The following is a 14,650-nucleotide window of genomic DNA, read 5'->3' on the forward strand; positions in this document are numbered from 1 at the left end:
TTCCGCTTTCACCTTCCGCCCAGATCAGAAGCTGGTGGTTTCGCATGCCCTTTGAAGACGAGCTCGGGAAGGCGCTCCACAACACCGGTGGCACTTTCCACGTCGATCAGCGTGCCCTGGTCGCGGGCGGCCTGGCGCGCGGCCGCAAGAAGCTGGCCCGCCGCCGTGCCGCCCTGGTGACGGGGAGCGCGCTGACCGTGGCCCTGGTGGCGGCCGGCGGACTGTACGCGGTGCGGACACCCGAACGGCCGGTGGCCGACCGGGCGACGGAGGTGGCGAAGACCGACGCGTACCGGCACTTCGAGGTCACCGCCGAGCAGATGGAGCACATCCTCGAGAACGGCATGGAGCGGTCCGGGATCGCCCGGACGAGTCCACGCGTCGAGGGCAGCGGCAGCACGGGGCCCGCCACGCCGGCGAAGGCGTCCATGACCTTCGGGGACGGCTGGGGCGAGGCGATCGTCACCGTCTCGGTGCGCCGGGTCGACCCGGCGGACCCCGGGCTGAGGAAGCTGCTCGTCTGCCCGCCCGAGAAGGGCTCCCCCTACGAGGAGTGCACCAACCAGCCGGGCGACCGGGCCGTCAAGGGGTACACCGAGGCGGGCAAGGCCGGCGGCGTCAAGAAGTGGGCGGTGACCATGGTCTCCCCCAACGGCTACCTCATCGAGCTCGCCACCCAGAACGTCCAGGTGTCCGGGTCCGTGTCGCCCAAGGGCCGCAACCCGCGCATGAGCCCGGGCAAGCTCCGGCACCTGGGGATGTTCGTCGACGCGTCCTTGACCCCGGCAGGGGAGCCCAACGCCTTCGGGACGGTCGAGCCCGGGGCCGCCGCCGAACCGGGCGACATCCTCCCCATCCTGAAGTCCCTGCTGCCCGAACGCCTCACCGTGTACTCCGAGGGAGGCACCGGCGCGGACGGCCATGTCGTGGTGAGCGACGGCAAGGGAGGCATGACCTACATCGAGGCGGTCAGGGTCGCGGGCGACAAGGACTTCTGGAGCGAGACCCTGCCGGACGGTACGAAGGTGGGCACCCAGCGGGTACCGGCCCAGCGGCCGGGTGTCGTCCGGTGGCGTGCCGACGCGCTGCGGGTGAACGGCCTCCGCATGGCGGTCTCCGCCTACAACGCCCCCACGCCCACGTCGGCGAAGCGGGGCGCCGAGCCCCTGATCACCATGGGGGAGCTGAAGGCCATCGCCCTCAGCCGGACCTGGCTCGCGGCCCGCTAGGGCGTGTCTCTCGGGTCAGCCCGGCAAGATCCGGAAGACACGCCTCAGCCCCGGTCGAGGGTCCGGGGCCCGTCACTTCGCGTCGGAGTAGCGCTCCACGACGGCCGTCGTGAACGGGAACCGCACCGGAGTGTCCCCGAACGCGATCCGCCCCGCCGTGTCACCGGCCGTGCGGATCGCCTCGGCGACGGCCGGGGCCTCCGCCGCCGGGCAGTGCACGATCACCTCGTCGTGCTGGAAGAAGACCAGCTCCGCCCGCATCCCGCCAGCGCCTGCCGGAGCGCGGCCAGCATCAGCAGCGCCCAGTCGGCGGCGCTGCCCTGCACCACGAAGTTCCGGGTGAACCGGCCGCGCGCGCGGGCGTTCACCGACGCGTACCCCGGGGTGAACTCGCCGTCCGACAACGGCTCCTCGGCGCCCTCCTGGGGAATGCCCGCCTCGTCCGCCTCCGCCGCGCCCGCCGCGCGCGGGCTCGTCCGGCCCAGCCAGGTGCGCACCAGGCGGCCCTCCTCGCCCGCCTTCGCCGCGTCGTCCACGTACGCCACCGCCCGGGGGAACCGGCGGCGCAGGGCCGCCAGGTTCTTCAGCCCGTCGCCGCTGGTCTGCCCGTAGATCGCGCCCAGCAGCGCCAGCTTGGCGTGGTCGCGGTCGCCGGAGAACGCCCGGTCGGACAGGCGCGTGTACAGATCGTCCGGGTGACCCGCCACCTCCATCAGCCCCGGGTCGCGCGAGATCGCCGCCAGCACCCGGGGCTCCATCTGGTCCGCGTCCGCGACGACGAGCCGCCAGCCCTCGTCCGCGACCACCGCCTGCCGTATGACCTTCGGGATCTGCAGGGCGCCGCCGCCGTTGGTCGTCCAGCGCCCGCTGACCGTGCCGCCCGGGAGGTACTCCGGCCGGAAGCGCCCGTCGCGTACCCAGTCCTGGAGCCAGCTCCAGCCGTGCGCCGTCCAGATCCGGTACAGCTTCTTGTACGCGATGAGCGGCTCGACCGCCGGGTGGTCGATCTTCGCGAGCTCCCAGCGGCGCGTCGACCGCACGGTGATCCCCGCCCGGGCGAACGCCTTCACCACGTCGGCCGGCAGGTCGGGGCGCACCCGGCGCCCGAAGGCCGCCGACACCTCGTCCGCCAGCTCCGCCAGCCGGCGCGGCTCCCCACCGCCCGCGTACCGCTCGCCCAGCAGGTCGTGCAGCACCGCCCGGTGGACGTCCGCCCGCCAGGGCAGGCCGGCCCGGTGCATCTCGGCGGCCACCAGCATCCCGGCGGACTCGGCCGCCGTCAGCAGCCGCATCCGCCCGGGGTGCTCGGCGGCCGCGTGTCTTCGGTGCTGGTCCGCGTACACCTCCAGGAGCGCCTCGAAGGGCAGGTCCAGCGCGGGCTGGGGGTCGAACAGGGACGACTGCGCGTGCGCGCCCGGCTCGGCCGCCCGTGGCGGCGGATCGGGCGGGACGGGCCGGTCGTGCAGCCGGGCCCAGGCCGCCGCCGCCGAACGGGGCTCACCCAGCCGCCCCTCGTGCCCGAGCAGCAGCTGCTCGGCGTCCTCGATGTCGTAGCACCGCTCGACCCGGACACCGGCCGCGAGGAGCCGCGGATACACCGTGCCGGTGGAGCGCCACACCCAGCGGCCCACGCCCGGCCGCGACCGGATCGCCTCGACGAGGTCGGGCTCGGTCAGCACCGGCCCGGCGGGCAGGCCGTCCGCGCCGAGGGGGACGAGCCGTGCGCCACCGCCCCCGGCGTCGTCCACCGCCCAGCGTTCGTTCACACATGCGAGTCTGGCACCCGGCACTGACATTCGGCGCGACCGCGGTCACGTGGCGTGGCAAGGGCGGCGGCCTCGCCGCGCGAACCGGCGCCGACGGCCGGGGCCGGGGCGGGCGCCCCCGCCCCGGCCGGCCCCCTGCGACCATGGACGGCGGCGGACACCGGCGGACACCGGGGCCGGCGTACCGGAAAGAGGAGGCGGGGAGCATGTCAGCGGGGCACTCGGAGGCGGGCGTCGTCGAGCGGGCGTTCGCGGCGGCGCTGTACGCCGGGGACGACACCGCCCTGGACACGGGCGCCTCGCTCCTGGCCGCCGACCCCGCAGCGGACGCGGAACTGGCGCGGCGGGGCGAGGAGTTCCTGCGCCGGGCCTGGCAGCGCGGCTGGCAGCCGGCCGATGTCGTCCGGCTGGTCCGCCGCGACCTGGACGAGCATCACGTGCGGCTGGTGGCGGGGCTGATCACGGCCGAGGTCCGCGCGTACCGGCAGCTGCCACCCCGGTGGGCCGCGCAGGTCGCCGGGCTGGGCGACACCGACTGGCGGGCGGACCGCTTCTCGTACGCCACCGCCGTGCTGGAGCTGTACCGGCTGCTCGCCCGCCTCCCGGCGATCGAGCCGGTGGGCCCCGCGCCGGGCGGGGCACCGCCGCACGCGGCGCCGGCGCACGGCGAGCCCCGCATGCTGGGCCGGATCCGGGCGCTGCTGGCCAAGGCGGAGGCGACGGGGTTCCCGGAGGAGGCCGAGGCGCTCACCGCGAAGGCGCAGGAGCTGATGGCCCGGTACAGCCTGGACGAGGCGGCGCTGGCGGCCCGCACGCACAGCCCGGAGGAGCCGGGCGCGCTGCGGATCGGCGTGGAGGCGCCGTACGAGACGGCCAGGGCGATCCTGCTGGACGCCGTGGCGTCGGCGAACCGCTGCCGGGCGGTGTGGAACGAGGCGTTCGGCTTCTCGACGGTCGTCGGCTTCGAGCCGGACCTGGAGGTCGTCGAGCTGCTGTACACCTCGCTGCTGGTCCAGGGGACGGGCGCGATGACGAAGGCGGAGGCGGAGCAGAGGGCGGCGGGCCGCAAGCGCACGAAGACCTTCCGCCAGTCGTTCCTGCTGGCGTACGCCCACCGGCTCGGCGACCGGCTCGCGTCCACGTCCGAACGGGTCACGGCCGGGGAGCCGTCGCTGCTGCCGGTCCTGGCGGCGCGGGACGTGGCGGTGACCGACCGGGCGGACCGGATGTTCCCCGAGACGACCACGACCCGGGTGCGGGGGGCCACCGACGAGGCGGGCTGGCACCACGGCACGGCGGCGGCCGACCGGGCGCGCACGGACCACGGCGGGGCGCCCGGGCGGGGACGGGGCCGGCTGCCCGGGTGACCCGAGGGCGCGGCGCCCGGCGCGGGTCCGCTCGCCGGCGGGCGGGGGGTGCGGCGGGGGGCCTCGCGGACGTCGGTGAAGACGCCGTCGCGGGGCCGCTTTCGGGTGCGGGTCGTTGCGGGCGGACGGCCTTGGCACCGGGGCCTCGCCGAGGCGTCAGGGACCGCCGGTCGGCGGGCCCGGGAGGTGCTCCGGCCGCCTAGGGCGTCCTGGCCCTGGTGAGGGTGTCCCTGGCGCCGCCCCTCCAGGTGACGACCAGGGCGCCCTTCTGTGCCCTCGCGGCGCCCTCCGTACGGGCGGTGTACCCGTCGTCGCAGGTCAGCGTGAGGGCCACGGTGTCCGTGCCGCGCGCGGTGCCCTGGCAGACGTGCGCCTCGGCCAGCACCAGGGCGTGGCCCTTCCTGACGGTGACGCTGACCGGCTTGCCGTCCGTGAGCCCCACCCACGACCCGTCCGCCGCGCCGGAGGTGGCCGGCGGGACGGACGGGGACGGGGAGACGGACGGGGACGGGGAGGGTGACGCGGCCGGGGTCGCCGGCGGGGACGGCGGAGGACCGCCGGCGGGCCGCCCCCCGGCGTTGCCGCTGGCGTCGTCGCCGCGCCGCTGGTCGGAGTCGCCGCCGCAGCCGGCCAGCGCGAGAGCGGCGGCGGCGCCGGCCACCGCGACCACCCCGGTACGTACGAGCCTGTGCGCGTCCACGCCACGTCTCCCCAACGTCGGTGCCGGAAACGCGCGCCAAGCTACCAGCCGGTAGGGCCCGCTACCAGGACGACTTGGTGACTCCCGGCAGGAACCCGGCGTGCGCCTGCTGCCGCACGTTCACCCGGGAGAGCCCGAACCGGCGCAGGTGGCCGCGCGGGCGGCCGTCCACGCTGTCGCGGTTGCGGACCCGGGTGGGGCTGGCGTCCCTCGGTTGCCGGCGCAGCTCCGCCTGGGCGGCGAGCCGCTCGGCCTCCGGGGTGCCGGGCCGCCGGATGATCTCCTTCAGCTCGGCGCGGCGGGCCGCGTACCGCTCGACGACCGCCTTGCGCCGCTCATTGCGCGCGATCTTGCTCTTCTTGGCCATCAGACCTTCACCCCGCGGGCGCGGATCCGGGCCACGGCGGCCTCGATCCCCAGTGTGTCGACGGTCTTGATGCCCTTGGTGGACAGGGTGAGGCGGACGTACCGGCCCTCGCTCGGCAGCCAGTAGCGCTTGCGCTGGATGTTGGGGTCGAAGCGCCGGGACGTACGCCGGTGCGAATGCGAGACGCGGTTGCCGAAACCCGGCTGGGCGCCGGTCAGCTGGCAGTGGGCGGACAAGGGTGACCTACCTCTCGGACGACTCTCTTGGAAATGGAAACCATTTCCATCTACTCTAGCGCCATGGCCCGCAACGAACTCCGACCGGTCATCAAGCTCCGGTCCACCGCCGGCACCGGCTACACCTACGTGACCCGCAAGAACCGCCGTAACGACCCCGACCGCCTGACGCTGCGCAAGTACGACCCGGTCGCCGGACGGCACGTCGACTTCCGAGAGGAGCGCTGAGGCCCCGTGAAGCAGGGAATCCACCCCGCGTACGCCCCCGTCGTCTTCCGTGACAAGGTGGGCGGCTTCGCCTTCCTGACGCGGTCGACCGCGACCAGCGACAAGACGGTCGAGTGGGAGGACGGCAACACGTACCCCGTCATCGACGTCGAGATCTCCTCCGCGAGCCACCCCTTCTACACGGGCCAGGCGCGCGTGCTGGACACGGCCGGGCGCGTGGAGCGGTTCGAGCAGCGGTACGGCCGGCGACACGGGGCCCGCTGATGCTCTCCGTCGCTCTCGTCGGCGGGCTGCACGCCGAAGCCCGCACCGCCGCCGTGGAGCGGCTGCTCGCCACCGTCCCCGGCAGCGTGGCGCTCCACCACGACCTCACGGCCGCGGCCGGGCGCGGCACGGTCACGCGCACCGTGCGCGACGCGTCCGGTGTCCTGTCGATGGACGAGACCCCGCTGGTCAACGACTGCGCGTGCTGCGCCCTGCGCGAGGACCTGGTGCCCGAGCTGGAGCGGCTGGCCGACAGCGCCGTCGACGGGACGGCCCGCCTGGCGGTGGTCGAGCTGTGGGACTCGGTCGAGCCGAAGGCGATGGCGGAGGTGGTCGCGGCGGCCGGGCTGACGGTCAGCTCGGTGATCACCGCCGTCGACCCGGCCCTGCTGCTGCCCTACCTCGGCAACGGCGACGATCTGGCGGAGGCCGGCCTCGCCGCTGCCTCCACCGACCGGCGCACGGTCGCCGACACCTGGGCGCGCCAGCTGGAGTACGCGCCGGTGCTCGCCGTCCTGGACGGCCCGGACGCCGACGACGAGGACCGGGCCCTGCTCGCCCAGCTCCACCCGACGGCCCGCCGGGTGGAGCTGCCGCACGGGGACCTGGCCGCCGCCGCGCTGGCCGGGTTCGACGTCGAGGCCGCGGCGGCCGCCCAGCACCCGGCCTGCGCGCTGCTGCCGCAGGAGGCCGACGCGCACGGGGTCGGTACGTTCGTGTGGCACCGGCGCCGCCCGTTCCACCCGGAGCGGCTGTACGCCGCGCTGGAGGACCTGTGCTGCGCGGCCGCCCGCAGCCGGGGCCGGTTCTGGCTGGCCGACCGGCCGGACACGCTGCTGGCCTGGGACGCGGCGGGCGGCGCCCTGTGCGTCGAGCCCACGGGGCCGTGGCTCGCCTCGCTGCCGGACGCCGCCTGGGAGATGGTGCCGCCGGTGCGCCGGGCGGCGGCCGCGCTGGACTGGGACCCCGAGCACGGGGACCGCTGCCAGCACCTGGTCTTCACCTCGCCAGGGCTGGACCGAGAGGGGCTCGCCGAGCTGCTCGACTCCTGCCTGCTCACCGACGCGGAGTACGCCGCGGGCCGCGAGGCCTGGCAGCGGCTCCCGTCCGCCTTCGACGCCCTCCTGGAGGTCTGACCCATGTCCCCCCGCCGCTCCGCCGACCGCAAGCCGGCGAAGTCCCGCCCGAATCCCCTGGACCGCGACGGCATCACCTACGTCGACTACAAGGACACCGACCTGCTGCGGAGGTTCATCTCCGACCGGGGCAAGATCCGCAGCCGACGGGTGACGCGCGTGTCGGCGCAGCAGCAGCGGCAACTGGCCCGCGCGGTCAAGAACGCACGGGAGATGGCCCTGCTGCCGTACTCCTCATCGGCTCGCTAGCGTTCCCGGCGTACGTCCGTCCGGTACGAGGCCCTCCTTCCGGGAGGGCCTTTTCGTACGACGTGGAGGAAGAAGGGAGCCAACGGGGCCCGCCGTACGTCTCTATGGTCGTACGGGGGAGTAGCAAAGCGGCTGTAACCACAGGACCACCCCCCGTGCACGTGCATCTGCACATGCAATCAGTGCGTCGACCTAGCTATGATCCCGATAGTTGACACCTGCAACATGTATCTCGGGGAGCGTCCTGTGCACCACGTGTACAACGGCATGGCGGCCACGGAGCTTCACGGCGTCGTATGGCAGAAGAGCAGGCACAGCAACTCCCAGGGTTCGTGCGTGGAGTTCGCCAAACTGCCCGGTGGGGACGTGGCCGTGCGCAACTCCCGGCACCCGGACGGGCCGGCGCTGGTGTACACCCCGGCGGAGATAGAGGCCCTGCTGCTCGGGGTCAAGGACGGCGAGTTCGACCACCTCGCGGCCGGCTGAGCCGGGCGGGTCCACCGGCGCGGGCGTCCGGCGGGTGCCGGGGACGTTCCGCGCGTCCGGCCCGTCGGTGCACCGGTCCGGGCGCCGGCTGTCCGCCGGCACCGTCCACGGCCCGTTCCGCCGGCGCCGTCGCGGGACCACCGGCACCATCGCCCGCCCGCCGGTCCGCGCGGTCTACGGAGTCCGCGGCCTCTGCTGCGCCGGCTGCGGCACCGGCTGCGCGTCGGGCGCCTCCGAGAGGCGGAACAGCGCCCACACCACCTTGCCGTGGAGCGTGCCCGCCAGCGGGTGCCAGCCCCAGCTGTCGCTGAAGGACTCGACCAGGAACAGTCCCCGGCCGGACTCGGCGGAGAAGTCCTCGTCGGACTCGCGCGCCGTGGGGCTGTCCGGACTGGGGTCGCGCACCGCGCACACCAGGCGGCTCGCCCAGCGCATCAGGTGCAGCCGTACCGGCGGGTCGTGCGGCGCCTCGCGGGTACGGTCGGCGGGCAGGGCGTGCCGGAGCGCGTTGGTGACGAGTTCGGACACCACCAGGGCGACGTCGTCGAACCGGTCGGTGAGGTCCCACTGGGCGAGCGTCGTGCTGGTGAACTTCCGTGCGCCGCGCACCGCTTCATAGCGGGCGGGCAGCGCGCACGAGGCGGAGCTGGAGACGGAAGCGGCGTCGATCGGCGGAAGCCCCTGCCTTAAAGGCTCGAGCATGGTCGATCCATTCGTCCCCATGCGAGGCACTCCCGGGATTCGCGGCTGTGGTGCGACAACACGAACGACTACGCAGGTGCGCGAGGTCCATGGTTCCGAATGCGACCACCTGATGCAAGGGCAGATGCACGTGCACGCGCCCGACCTGTCCGTCCCCGTGCCGGTTGCTGGCCATATCTTCCGCCCCCCAGTTTCACCGGCGGGACGCCGGAGGGGTCGCGACTCGGTCAAGGCTTCGTCTTTGCGTAACCGTCCGAGTACGCGGTGAAGCGTTTTGGTGGCAGAATCCGGCGTCTCGGAGTTCGGGGGTGCTCCGTCGTACACATCAGCGATGGGGAGGGTTGGAGACGTGACCGCAAGTGAGTCGAGCGGTTCCGTGGTGCGGCGCATCCTGCTGGGTTCGCAACTGCGGCGGCTGCGCGAGTCGCGCGGCATCACGCGCGAGGCCGCCGGCTATTCGATCCGGGCGTCCGAATCCAAGATCAGTCGTATGGAGTTGGGCAGGGTGAGCTTCAAGGCGAGGGACATCGAGGACCTGCTCACGCTCTACGGCGTCACGGACGACACCGAGCGCGAGTCCCTCCTCGGGCTCGCCCGCGAGGCCAACCTCACCGGGTGGTGGCACAGTTACGGAGACGTCCTGCCCGGCTGGTTCCAGACCTACATCGGCCTGGAGGGTGCCGCCTCGTTGATCCGCATCTACGAAGTGCAGTTCGTGCACGGGCTGTTGCAGACCGAGGCGTACGCGCACGCCGTCGTCTCCCGCGGCATGCCCGGCGCCCCGCCGGCGGAGATCGACCGGCGTGTGGCGCTGCGCCTGGAGCGCCAGAAGGTCCTCGTCTCCGAGCGGGCCCCGCACTTCCACGCCGTTCTCGACGAGGCGGCCCTGCGCCGCCCGTACGGCGACCGGGAGGTGATGCGCGACCAGCTCAAGCACCTCATCGAGGTCTCCGAGCAGCCCAACGTCACCCTCCAGGTCATGCCCTTCAGCTTCGGCGGCCACGCGGGCGAGAGCGGCGCGTTCACCATGCTCCGCTTTCCCGAGTCCGACCTGTCCGACATCGTCTACCTGGAGCAGCTGACGAGCGCGCTCTACCTCGACAAGCGCGAGGAGGTGGCGCAGTACGAGCGGGTGATGGAGCGGCTGCATCAGGACAGCCCGGGCCCCGAGGCGAGCCGCGACCTTCTGCGGGGACTTCTCCAACTCACGTGACCCGCCAGTAGGATGACGTCCCATCAAACGCGTCGTCATGAGCGTGTCATGAGAGCGGTGCGCGCCCTCGGGAAGGGATGGCATGTCCTACTTCACAGACCTGGCCCTGCAGTACATAGACGGTGAGTGGCGGGCCGGCGGCGGCTCGTGGGACATCATCGACTTCAACCCGTACAACGAGGAGAAGCTCGCCTCCATAACCGTGGCCACGGTCGAGGAAGTGGACCAGGCGTACCGGGCGGCCGAGCGGGCCCAGCGCGCGTGGGCGGACACCAACCCCTACGCCCGCCGCGCCGTCTTCGAGCGGGCGCTGCGGCTCATAGAGGAGCGCGAGGACGAGATCACCGAGGCGATCATCGCCGAGCTCGGCGGGACGCGGACCAAGGCCGCCTTCGAGCTGCACCTCGCCAAGGAGTTCCTGCGCGAGGCGGTCAACCTCGCGCTGCGCCCCGAGGGCCGCATCCTGCCCTCACCGGTCGACGGCAAGGAGAACCGCCTCTACCGGGTGCCCGTCGGCGTGGTCGGCGTCATCAGCCCGTTCAACTTCCCCTTCCTGCTCTCCATCAAGTCCGTGGCCCCGGCGCTCGCCCTCGGCAACGCGGTCGTCCTCAAGCCCCACCAGAACACCCCGATCCTCGGCGGCGCCCTGGTCGCGAAGATCTTCGAGGACGCGGGGCTCCCGGCCGGACTGCTCAACGTGGTGATCACCGACATCGCGGAGATCGGCGACGCCCTGATCGAGCATCCGGTGCCCAAGGTCATCTCCTTCACCGGCTCCGACCGGGTCGGCAAGCACGTCGCCACCGTCTGCGCCGCCCACTTCAAGCGGTCCGTCCTGGAGCTCGGCGGCAACAGCGCCCTCATCGTGCTGGACGACGCGGACATCGACTACGCCGTCGACGCGGCCGTCTTCAGCCGGTTCGTGCACCAGGGCCAGGTGTGCATGGCCGCCAACCGGGTCCTGGTCGACCGCTCGGTGCTCCAGGAGTTCACCGACAAGTTCGTCGCGAAGGTCCGCGGTCTGAGGTCCGGCGACCCCGCCGACCCCGCCACCCACATCGGCCCGCTCATCAACGCCTCCCAGGCCGAAGCCGTGACCACGCTGGTGGACCAGGCCGTCGCCGCCGGCGCGTCGGCGCTGGTACGCGGCACCGCCACGGGCAACGTGGTGGCCCCCACCGTGCTGACCGACGTGCCGGCCGACTCCCCGGTCCTGGCCCAGGAGATCTTCGGGCCCGTCGTGACGCTCCTGCCCTTCGACGGGGAGGACGAGGCGGTGCGGATCGCCAACGACACCCCGTACGGGCTCAGCGGCGCCGTCCATACGGGTGACGTCGAGCGTGGCGTGCGCATCGCCCAGCGCGTCCACACGGGCATGATCCACATCAACGACGGCACCGTCCACGACGAGCCGATCGTGCCCTTCGGAGGCGAGAAGCACTCAGGCGTGGGGCGGCTGAACGGCGAATCCACGGTGGACGCCTTCACCACCTACAAGTGGATCTCGATCCAGCACGGCCGGAGCCGCTTCCCCTTCTGAGCCCCCATCCGCTCGCGAGTTGAGGACAGGAGCTGACCGCGAGGGTCCGTAGGTTGGTTGTCGTAAGGCACCGACCCGAAAGGCGGACTGGTCATGGTCACGCACGTTCCCTCAGAGGCCCACGGCGACGAGCGCGGCGCGCTGCTGAACTTCATCGAGGCGCAGCGCGGCGCACTCCGTCGCTCGGTGATCGGGCTGACCGAGGAGCAGGCCGCGTCCCGCCCGAGCGCCAGCGAGCTGTCGCTCTCCGGTCTGCTGAAGCACGTCGCCGAGACCGAGCTGGCCTGGCTGCGGATGGCCCAGCAGCAGCCGAACGAGAAGCAGCGCACCCAGGACACGTGGGCGGACGGCTTCCGGCTGGAGGAGGGCGAGTCGGTCCCGGCCGTGCTGGCCTTCTGGGACGGGGTCGCCAAGGAGACCGAGGAACTGCTGCGGACGGTGCCCAGCCTGGACGACACCTTCCCGCTGCCCGACGCCCCCTGGTACCCGAAGGACGCCCGGGTCTCGATGCGGTGGCTGGGCATGCACCTGGTCGAGGAGATCGCCCGGCACGCCGGCCACGCCGACATCATCCGCGAGTCGCTGGACGGGAAGGGCGCCTTCGACCTGATCGCGCTCGAACGGGCCTGACGCGCGGCGGGGCACCCGGCGGGACGGCCGGCAGGACGACCGACGGGGCGCGCGCGTGGGCGCGGGCACGGCGCCCGTCGTGCCCCGGGGCGCCCTGCGTACCCTGGTCGGGACCGACCAGGAAGGTGCGTGAGGAGATGTCGGCGATCCGGCTGCTGGTCCTCGGGGCCGTGCGCCGGCACGGGCGGGCACACGGCTACCAGATCCGCAACGACCTGGAGTTCTGGGGCGCGCACGAATGGTCCAACGCCAAGCCCGGCTCGATCTACCACGCGCTCAAGCAGATGGCCAAGCAGGGACTGCTGCACGCCTACGAGACCGCGCCGAGCACGGCCGGCGGGCCGCCGCGCACCGAGTACGAGATCACCGACAAGGGCACCGAGGCGTACTTCACCCTGCTGCGGGAGTCCCTGACGGCGTACGACCAGCGGATGGACGTCTTGTCGGCCGGCGTCGGCTTCATCGTCGACCTGCCCCGCGAGGAGGCCGTCGCGCTGCTCAGGCGGCGGATCGAGGGCCTGGAGCGGTGGCGGGCGGGCGTCACGGAGTACTACACGCCCGCGGACGGGCCGGAGTCGCTCGGCCATATCGGCGAGATCATGAACATGTGGGTGCACTCGGCCGACGCGGGCGCGGCGTGGACCCGCGGCCTGATCGAGCGCATCGAGCGCGGCGCGTACACCTTCGCCGGGGAGGGCGAGCCCTTCGTGGGCGTCCTGGCGGAGGGCGAGGAGAACCCGTACGCGACGGGCGTCCCGCACCCCGGCGACCTGCGTTAGGGCGGGCCGCCCGGGGCGCGGCGCGAACGGCTTGCACCTCACGTGGCGTGAGGGCCCAGGCTGGTCCGCGTACCGAGAAGAAGGGAGCGGAGAGCCATGAGCTACTCCGTGGGACAGGTCGCCGCTTTCGCCCGCGTCACGGTGCGGACCCTGCACCACTACGACGAGATCGGGCTGCTCTCCCCGAGCGGCCGCAGCCACGCGGGCCACCGGCGTTACGACGACGCCGACCTCGACCGGCTGCAGCGGGTCCTGTTCTACCGGGAGCTGGGCTTCCCGCTCGACCAGGTCGCGGTCCTGATCGACGACCCCGACGCGGACCCGCAGGAACACCTGCGGCGCCAGCACGAGCTGCTGTCCACGCGGATCGCCGAGCTGCAGAGGATGGCCGAGGCCGTCGCACACGCCATGGAGGCCAAAAAGATGGGTATCGACCTCACGCCCGAGGAGAAGTTCGAGGTGTTCGGGGACCACGACCCCGACCAGTACGAGGAAGAGGTGCGGCAGCGCTGGGGCGGCACCGACGCCTACCGCGAGTCGGCCCGCCGGACGGCGCGCTACACCAAGGCCGACTGGCAGCGCATGAAGGAGGAGACGGCCGACTGGGGGGCCCGCTACCAGGCCGTCATGGCGGACGGCGAACCGCCGACGGGCGAGCGCGCGATGGACCTGGCGGAGGAGCACCGCCGGCAGATCGTCCGGTGGTACTACGAGTGCACCTACGACATCCACCGGTGCCTCGCGGACATGTACGTCGCGGACGAGCGCTTCACGGCGTACTACGACGCGATACGGCCGGGCCTCGCCGAGCACCTCCACGCCGCGATCCACGCCAACGCCGCCCGTCACGCCTGAGCGACCGCCCCGCCCCGCCCGCTCCCCGGGCCCTCGGGCCCGGGGAGCGGGCGGGGAGGGGGGCGTGGAACCGGGAGGGTGGGGCAGGCGTTGATAGCTTTGGGCAGCCATCCCCGCCCACCGACCCAGGAGCCCCGGAACCCGTGAATACGCTTGCGCTCGGACCGAGCTGGCTGGACCCGGACTACCTCATCGAGACCTTCGGCCTCATCGGCGTCCTGGTCATCGTCTTCGCCGAGTCCGGACTGCTGATCGGTTTCTTCCTTCCCGGTGACTCGCTGCTGTTCACCACGGGCCTGCTGGTCACCACCGGTGTGCTCGACACCCCGCTGTGGCTCGTCTGCACCCTGGTCGTGCTGTCCGCGATCATCGGCGACCAGGTGGGCTACCTCTTCGGCCGCAAGGTCGGACCGGCCCTCTTCCGGCGCCCGGACTCCCGGCTGTTCAAGCAGGAGAACGTGGAGAAGGCCCATGAGTTCTTCGAGAAGCACGGCCCCAAGTCCCTGATCCTCGCCCGGTTCGTACCGATCGTCCGGACCTTCACGCCGATCATCGCCGGTGTGAGCCGGATGAACTACCGCTCCTTCATCACCTTCAACGTCATCGGCGGTCTCCTCTGGGGCGCCGGCGTGACGCTGCTCGGGGCGTCGCTCGGCAAGATCGACTTCGTCCACAAGAACATCGAGGCCATCCTCATCCTGATCGTGCTGATCTCGGTCGTCCCGATCGTGATCGAGTACCTGCGCGCCCGCTCCCAGAGCAAGAAGGCGCCGGCCGCCGAGGACGGCACGCAGCAGGCCCCGCGCGGGCGCCACGCCAAGCGCTGACCGCCGCCCCGCCGTGGGACGCGCGCCCGCCGGTGCGGTGCGCGTGCGCCTGCGCGGGGCGCGGACGCCGGCGGTG

General features: G+C 72.9%; 17 protein-coding genes and 1 pseudogene. 13 read left to right on the top strand and 5 right to left on the bottom strand.

All coding sequences use genetic code 11. The annotated features are described in order from the left end of the window. Positions 1–44 precede the first annotated feature (44 nt). Complete coding sequence (locus IE109_RS07980; protein ID WP_189550023.1) at positions 45–1,229, top strand: hypothetical protein; 1,185 nt, start codon at positions 45–47, stop codon at positions 1,227–1,229. A 72-nt stretch (positions 1,230–1,301) separates the two neighbouring features. Here IE109_RS07980 and IE109_RS07985 read toward each other — a convergent pair. Further along, positions 1,302–2,995 (bottom strand): annotated as a pseudogene (locus tag IE109_RS07985) (bifunctional 3'-5' exonuclease/DNA polymerase). Between the two features lie 206 nt (positions 2,996–3,201). Here IE109_RS07985 and IE109_RS07990 point away from each other — a divergent pair. Next, on the top strand, positions 3,202–4,362 hold the full coding sequence (locus tag IE109_RS07990) for a DUF2786 domain-containing protein (protein WP_189550024.1): 1,161 nt from the start codon (positions 3,202–3,204) through the stop codon (positions 4,360–4,362). Between the two features lie 199 nt (positions 4,363–4,561). On the opposite strand, the gene IE109_RS07995 is transcribed toward IE109_RS07990, so the two are convergent. From IE109_RS07995 to rpmB, 3 genes are all read right to left on the bottom strand, one after another. Continuing rightward, complete coding sequence (locus tag IE109_RS07995; protein ID WP_189550025.1) at positions 4,562–5,062, bottom strand: hypothetical protein; 501 nt, start codon at positions 5,060–5,062, stop codon at positions 4,562–4,564. 61 nt (positions 5,063–5,123) lie between these two features. Next, positions 5,124–5,429 carry a 30S ribosomal protein S14 gene (rpsN, locus tag IE109_RS08000; protein WP_189550026.1) on the bottom strand — a complete coding sequence of 102 codons (306 nt, stop codon included), beginning with the start codon at positions 5,427–5,429 and terminating at the stop codon, positions 5,124–5,126. After that, complete coding sequence (rpmB, locus tag IE109_RS08005) at positions 5,429–5,665, bottom strand: 50S ribosomal protein L28 (RefSeq protein ID WP_189550027.1); 237 nt, start codon at positions 5,663–5,665, stop codon at positions 5,429–5,431. The genes rpsN and rpmB overlap by 1 nt, the downstream gene beginning before the upstream one ends. Positions 5,666–5,728: 63 nt before the next feature. Between rpmB and rpmG the strand changes: the two genes are divergently transcribed. The 5 genes from rpmG to IE109_RS08030 all read left to right on the top strand — a co-directional run bounded on the left by rpmG (position 5,729) and on the right by IE109_RS08030 (position 8,028). After that, positions 5,729–5,893 (top strand): 50S ribosomal protein L33, encoded by a 165-nt coding sequence (gene rpmG, locus IE109_RS08010; RefSeq protein ID WP_030361075.1) that lies wholly within the window; start codon positions 5,729–5,731, stop codon positions 5,891–5,893. Positions 5,894–5,899: 6 nt separating this feature from the next. Beyond that, a complete protein-coding gene (locus tag IE109_RS08015) occupies positions 5,900–6,157 on the top strand; it encodes a type B 50S ribosomal protein L31 (protein ID WP_189550028.1) in 258 nt (85 codons plus the stop codon). Beyond that, positions 6,157–7,293: a CobW family GTP-binding protein gene (locus IE109_RS08020; protein ID WP_189550029.1), complete on the top strand. Its 1,137-nt coding sequence runs from the start codon at positions 6,157–6,159 to the stop codon at positions 7,291–7,293. Before IE109_RS08015 ends, IE109_RS08020 begins: the two co-directional genes overlap by 1 nt. A gap of 3 nt (positions 7,294–7,296) precedes the next feature. Then, on the top strand, positions 7,297–7,542 hold the full coding sequence (gene rpsR, locus IE109_RS08025; protein ID WP_189550030.1) for a 30S ribosomal protein S18: 246 nt from the start codon (positions 7,297–7,299) through the stop codon (positions 7,540–7,542). Between the two features lie 246 nt (positions 7,543–7,788). Next, positions 7,789–8,028 carry a DUF397 domain-containing protein gene (locus IE109_RS08030; protein WP_064067345.1) on the top strand — a complete coding sequence of 80 codons (240 nt, stop codon included), beginning with the start codon at positions 7,789–7,791 and terminating at the stop codon, positions 8,026–8,028. Positions 8,029–8,202: 174 nt separating this feature from the next. On the opposite strand, the gene IE109_RS08035 is transcribed toward IE109_RS08030, so the two are convergent. Continuing rightward, positions 8,203–8,751 (bottom strand): ATP-binding protein, encoded by a 549-nt coding sequence (locus IE109_RS08035; protein ID WP_189550031.1) that lies wholly within the window; start codon positions 8,749–8,751, stop codon positions 8,203–8,205. 328 nt (positions 8,752–9,079) lie between these two features. Between IE109_RS08035 and IE109_RS08040 the strand changes: the two genes are divergently transcribed. The 6 genes from IE109_RS08040 to IE109_RS08065 all read left to right on the top strand — a co-directional run bounded on the left by IE109_RS08040 (position 9,080) and on the right by IE109_RS08065 (position 14,574). Continuing rightward, positions 9,080–9,943, top strand: a complete 864-nt coding sequence (locus tag IE109_RS08040) for a Sco1979 family transcriptional regulator (RefSeq protein ID WP_373297656.1) — start codon at positions 9,080–9,082, stop codon at positions 9,941–9,943. Between the two features lie 82 nt (positions 9,944–10,025). After that, complete coding sequence (locus IE109_RS08045; RefSeq protein ID WP_189550033.1) at positions 10,026–11,483, top strand: aldehyde dehydrogenase family protein; 1,458 nt, start codon at positions 10,026–10,028, stop codon at positions 11,481–11,483. Positions 11,484–11,576: 93 nt separating this feature from the next. After that, positions 11,577–12,113 (top strand): DinB family protein, encoded by a 537-nt coding sequence (locus IE109_RS08050; protein WP_189550034.1) that lies wholly within the window; start codon positions 11,577–11,579, stop codon positions 12,111–12,113. Positions 12,114–12,250: 137 nt separating this feature from the next. Beyond that, positions 12,251–12,892: a PadR family transcriptional regulator gene (locus IE109_RS08055; protein WP_189550035.1), complete on the top strand. Its 642-nt coding sequence runs from the start codon at positions 12,251–12,253 to the stop codon at positions 12,890–12,892. 96 nt (positions 12,893–12,988) lie between these two features. After that, a complete protein-coding gene (locus tag IE109_RS08060) occupies positions 12,989–13,747 on the top strand; it encodes a MerR family transcriptional regulator (protein WP_189550036.1) in 759 nt (252 codons plus the stop codon). 143 nt (positions 13,748–13,890) lie between these two features. Continuing rightward, the gene (locus tag IE109_RS08065) at positions 13,891–14,574 is read left to right on the top strand and encodes a DedA family protein (protein ID WP_189550037.1); all 684 of its coding nucleotides are present in this window, start codon (positions 13,891–13,893) and stop codon (positions 14,572–14,574) included. Positions 14,575–14,650 lie beyond the last annotated feature (76 nt).

This window comes from Streptomyces lavendofoliae (genome assembly GCF_014649735.1).
Lineage (GTDB): Bacteria > Actinomycetota > Actinomycetes > Streptomycetales > Streptomycetaceae > Streptomyces > Streptomyces lavendofoliae.

What these genes read in the sequence shown, in the direction of transcription:
- IE109_RS08035 (WP_189550031.1), bottom strand. Translation starts at nt 8,751, where the DNA reads ATGGGGACGAATGGATCGACCATGCTCGAGCCTTTAAGGCAGGGGCTT.
- IE109_RS08055 (WP_189550035.1), top strand. Translation starts at nt 12,251, where the DNA reads ATGTCGGCGATCCGGCTGCTGGTCCTCGGGGCCGTGCGCCGGCACGGG.
- IE109_RS08020 (WP_189550029.1), top strand. Translation starts at nt 6,157, where the DNA reads ATGCTCTCCGTCGCTCTCGTCGGCGGGCTGCACGCCGAAGCCCGCACC.
- rpmG (WP_030361075.1), top strand. Translation starts at nt 5,729, where the DNA reads ATGGCCCGCAACGAACTCCGACCGGTCATCAAGCTCCGGTCCACCGCC.
- IE109_RS08045 (WP_189550033.1), top strand. Translation starts at nt 10,026, where the DNA reads ATGTCCTACTTCACAGACCTGGCCCTGCAGTACATAGACGGTGAGTGG.
- IE109_RS08050 (WP_189550034.1), top strand. Translation starts at nt 11,577, where the DNA reads ATGGTCACGCACGTTCCCTCAGAGGCCCACGGCGACGAGCGCGGCGCG.
- IE109_RS07980 (WP_189550023.1), top strand. Translation starts at nt 45, where the DNA reads ATGCCCTTTGAAGACGAGCTCGGGAAGGCGCTCCACAACACCGGTGGC.
- IE109_RS08060 (WP_189550036.1), top strand. Translation starts at nt 12,989, where the DNA reads ATGAGCTACTCCGTGGGACAGGTCGCCGCTTTCGCCCGCGTCACGGTG.
- rpsR (WP_189550030.1), top strand. Translation starts at nt 7,297, where the DNA reads ATGTCCCCCCGCCGCTCCGCCGACCGCAAGCCGGCGAAGTCCCGCCCG.
- rpsN (WP_189550026.1), bottom strand. Translation starts at nt 5,429, where the DNA reads ATGGCCAAGAAGAGCAAGATCGCGCGCAATGAGCGGCGCAAGGCGGTC.
- IE109_RS07990 (WP_189550024.1), top strand. Translation starts at nt 3,202, where the DNA reads ATGTCAGCGGGGCACTCGGAGGCGGGCGTCGTCGAGCGGGCGTTCGCG.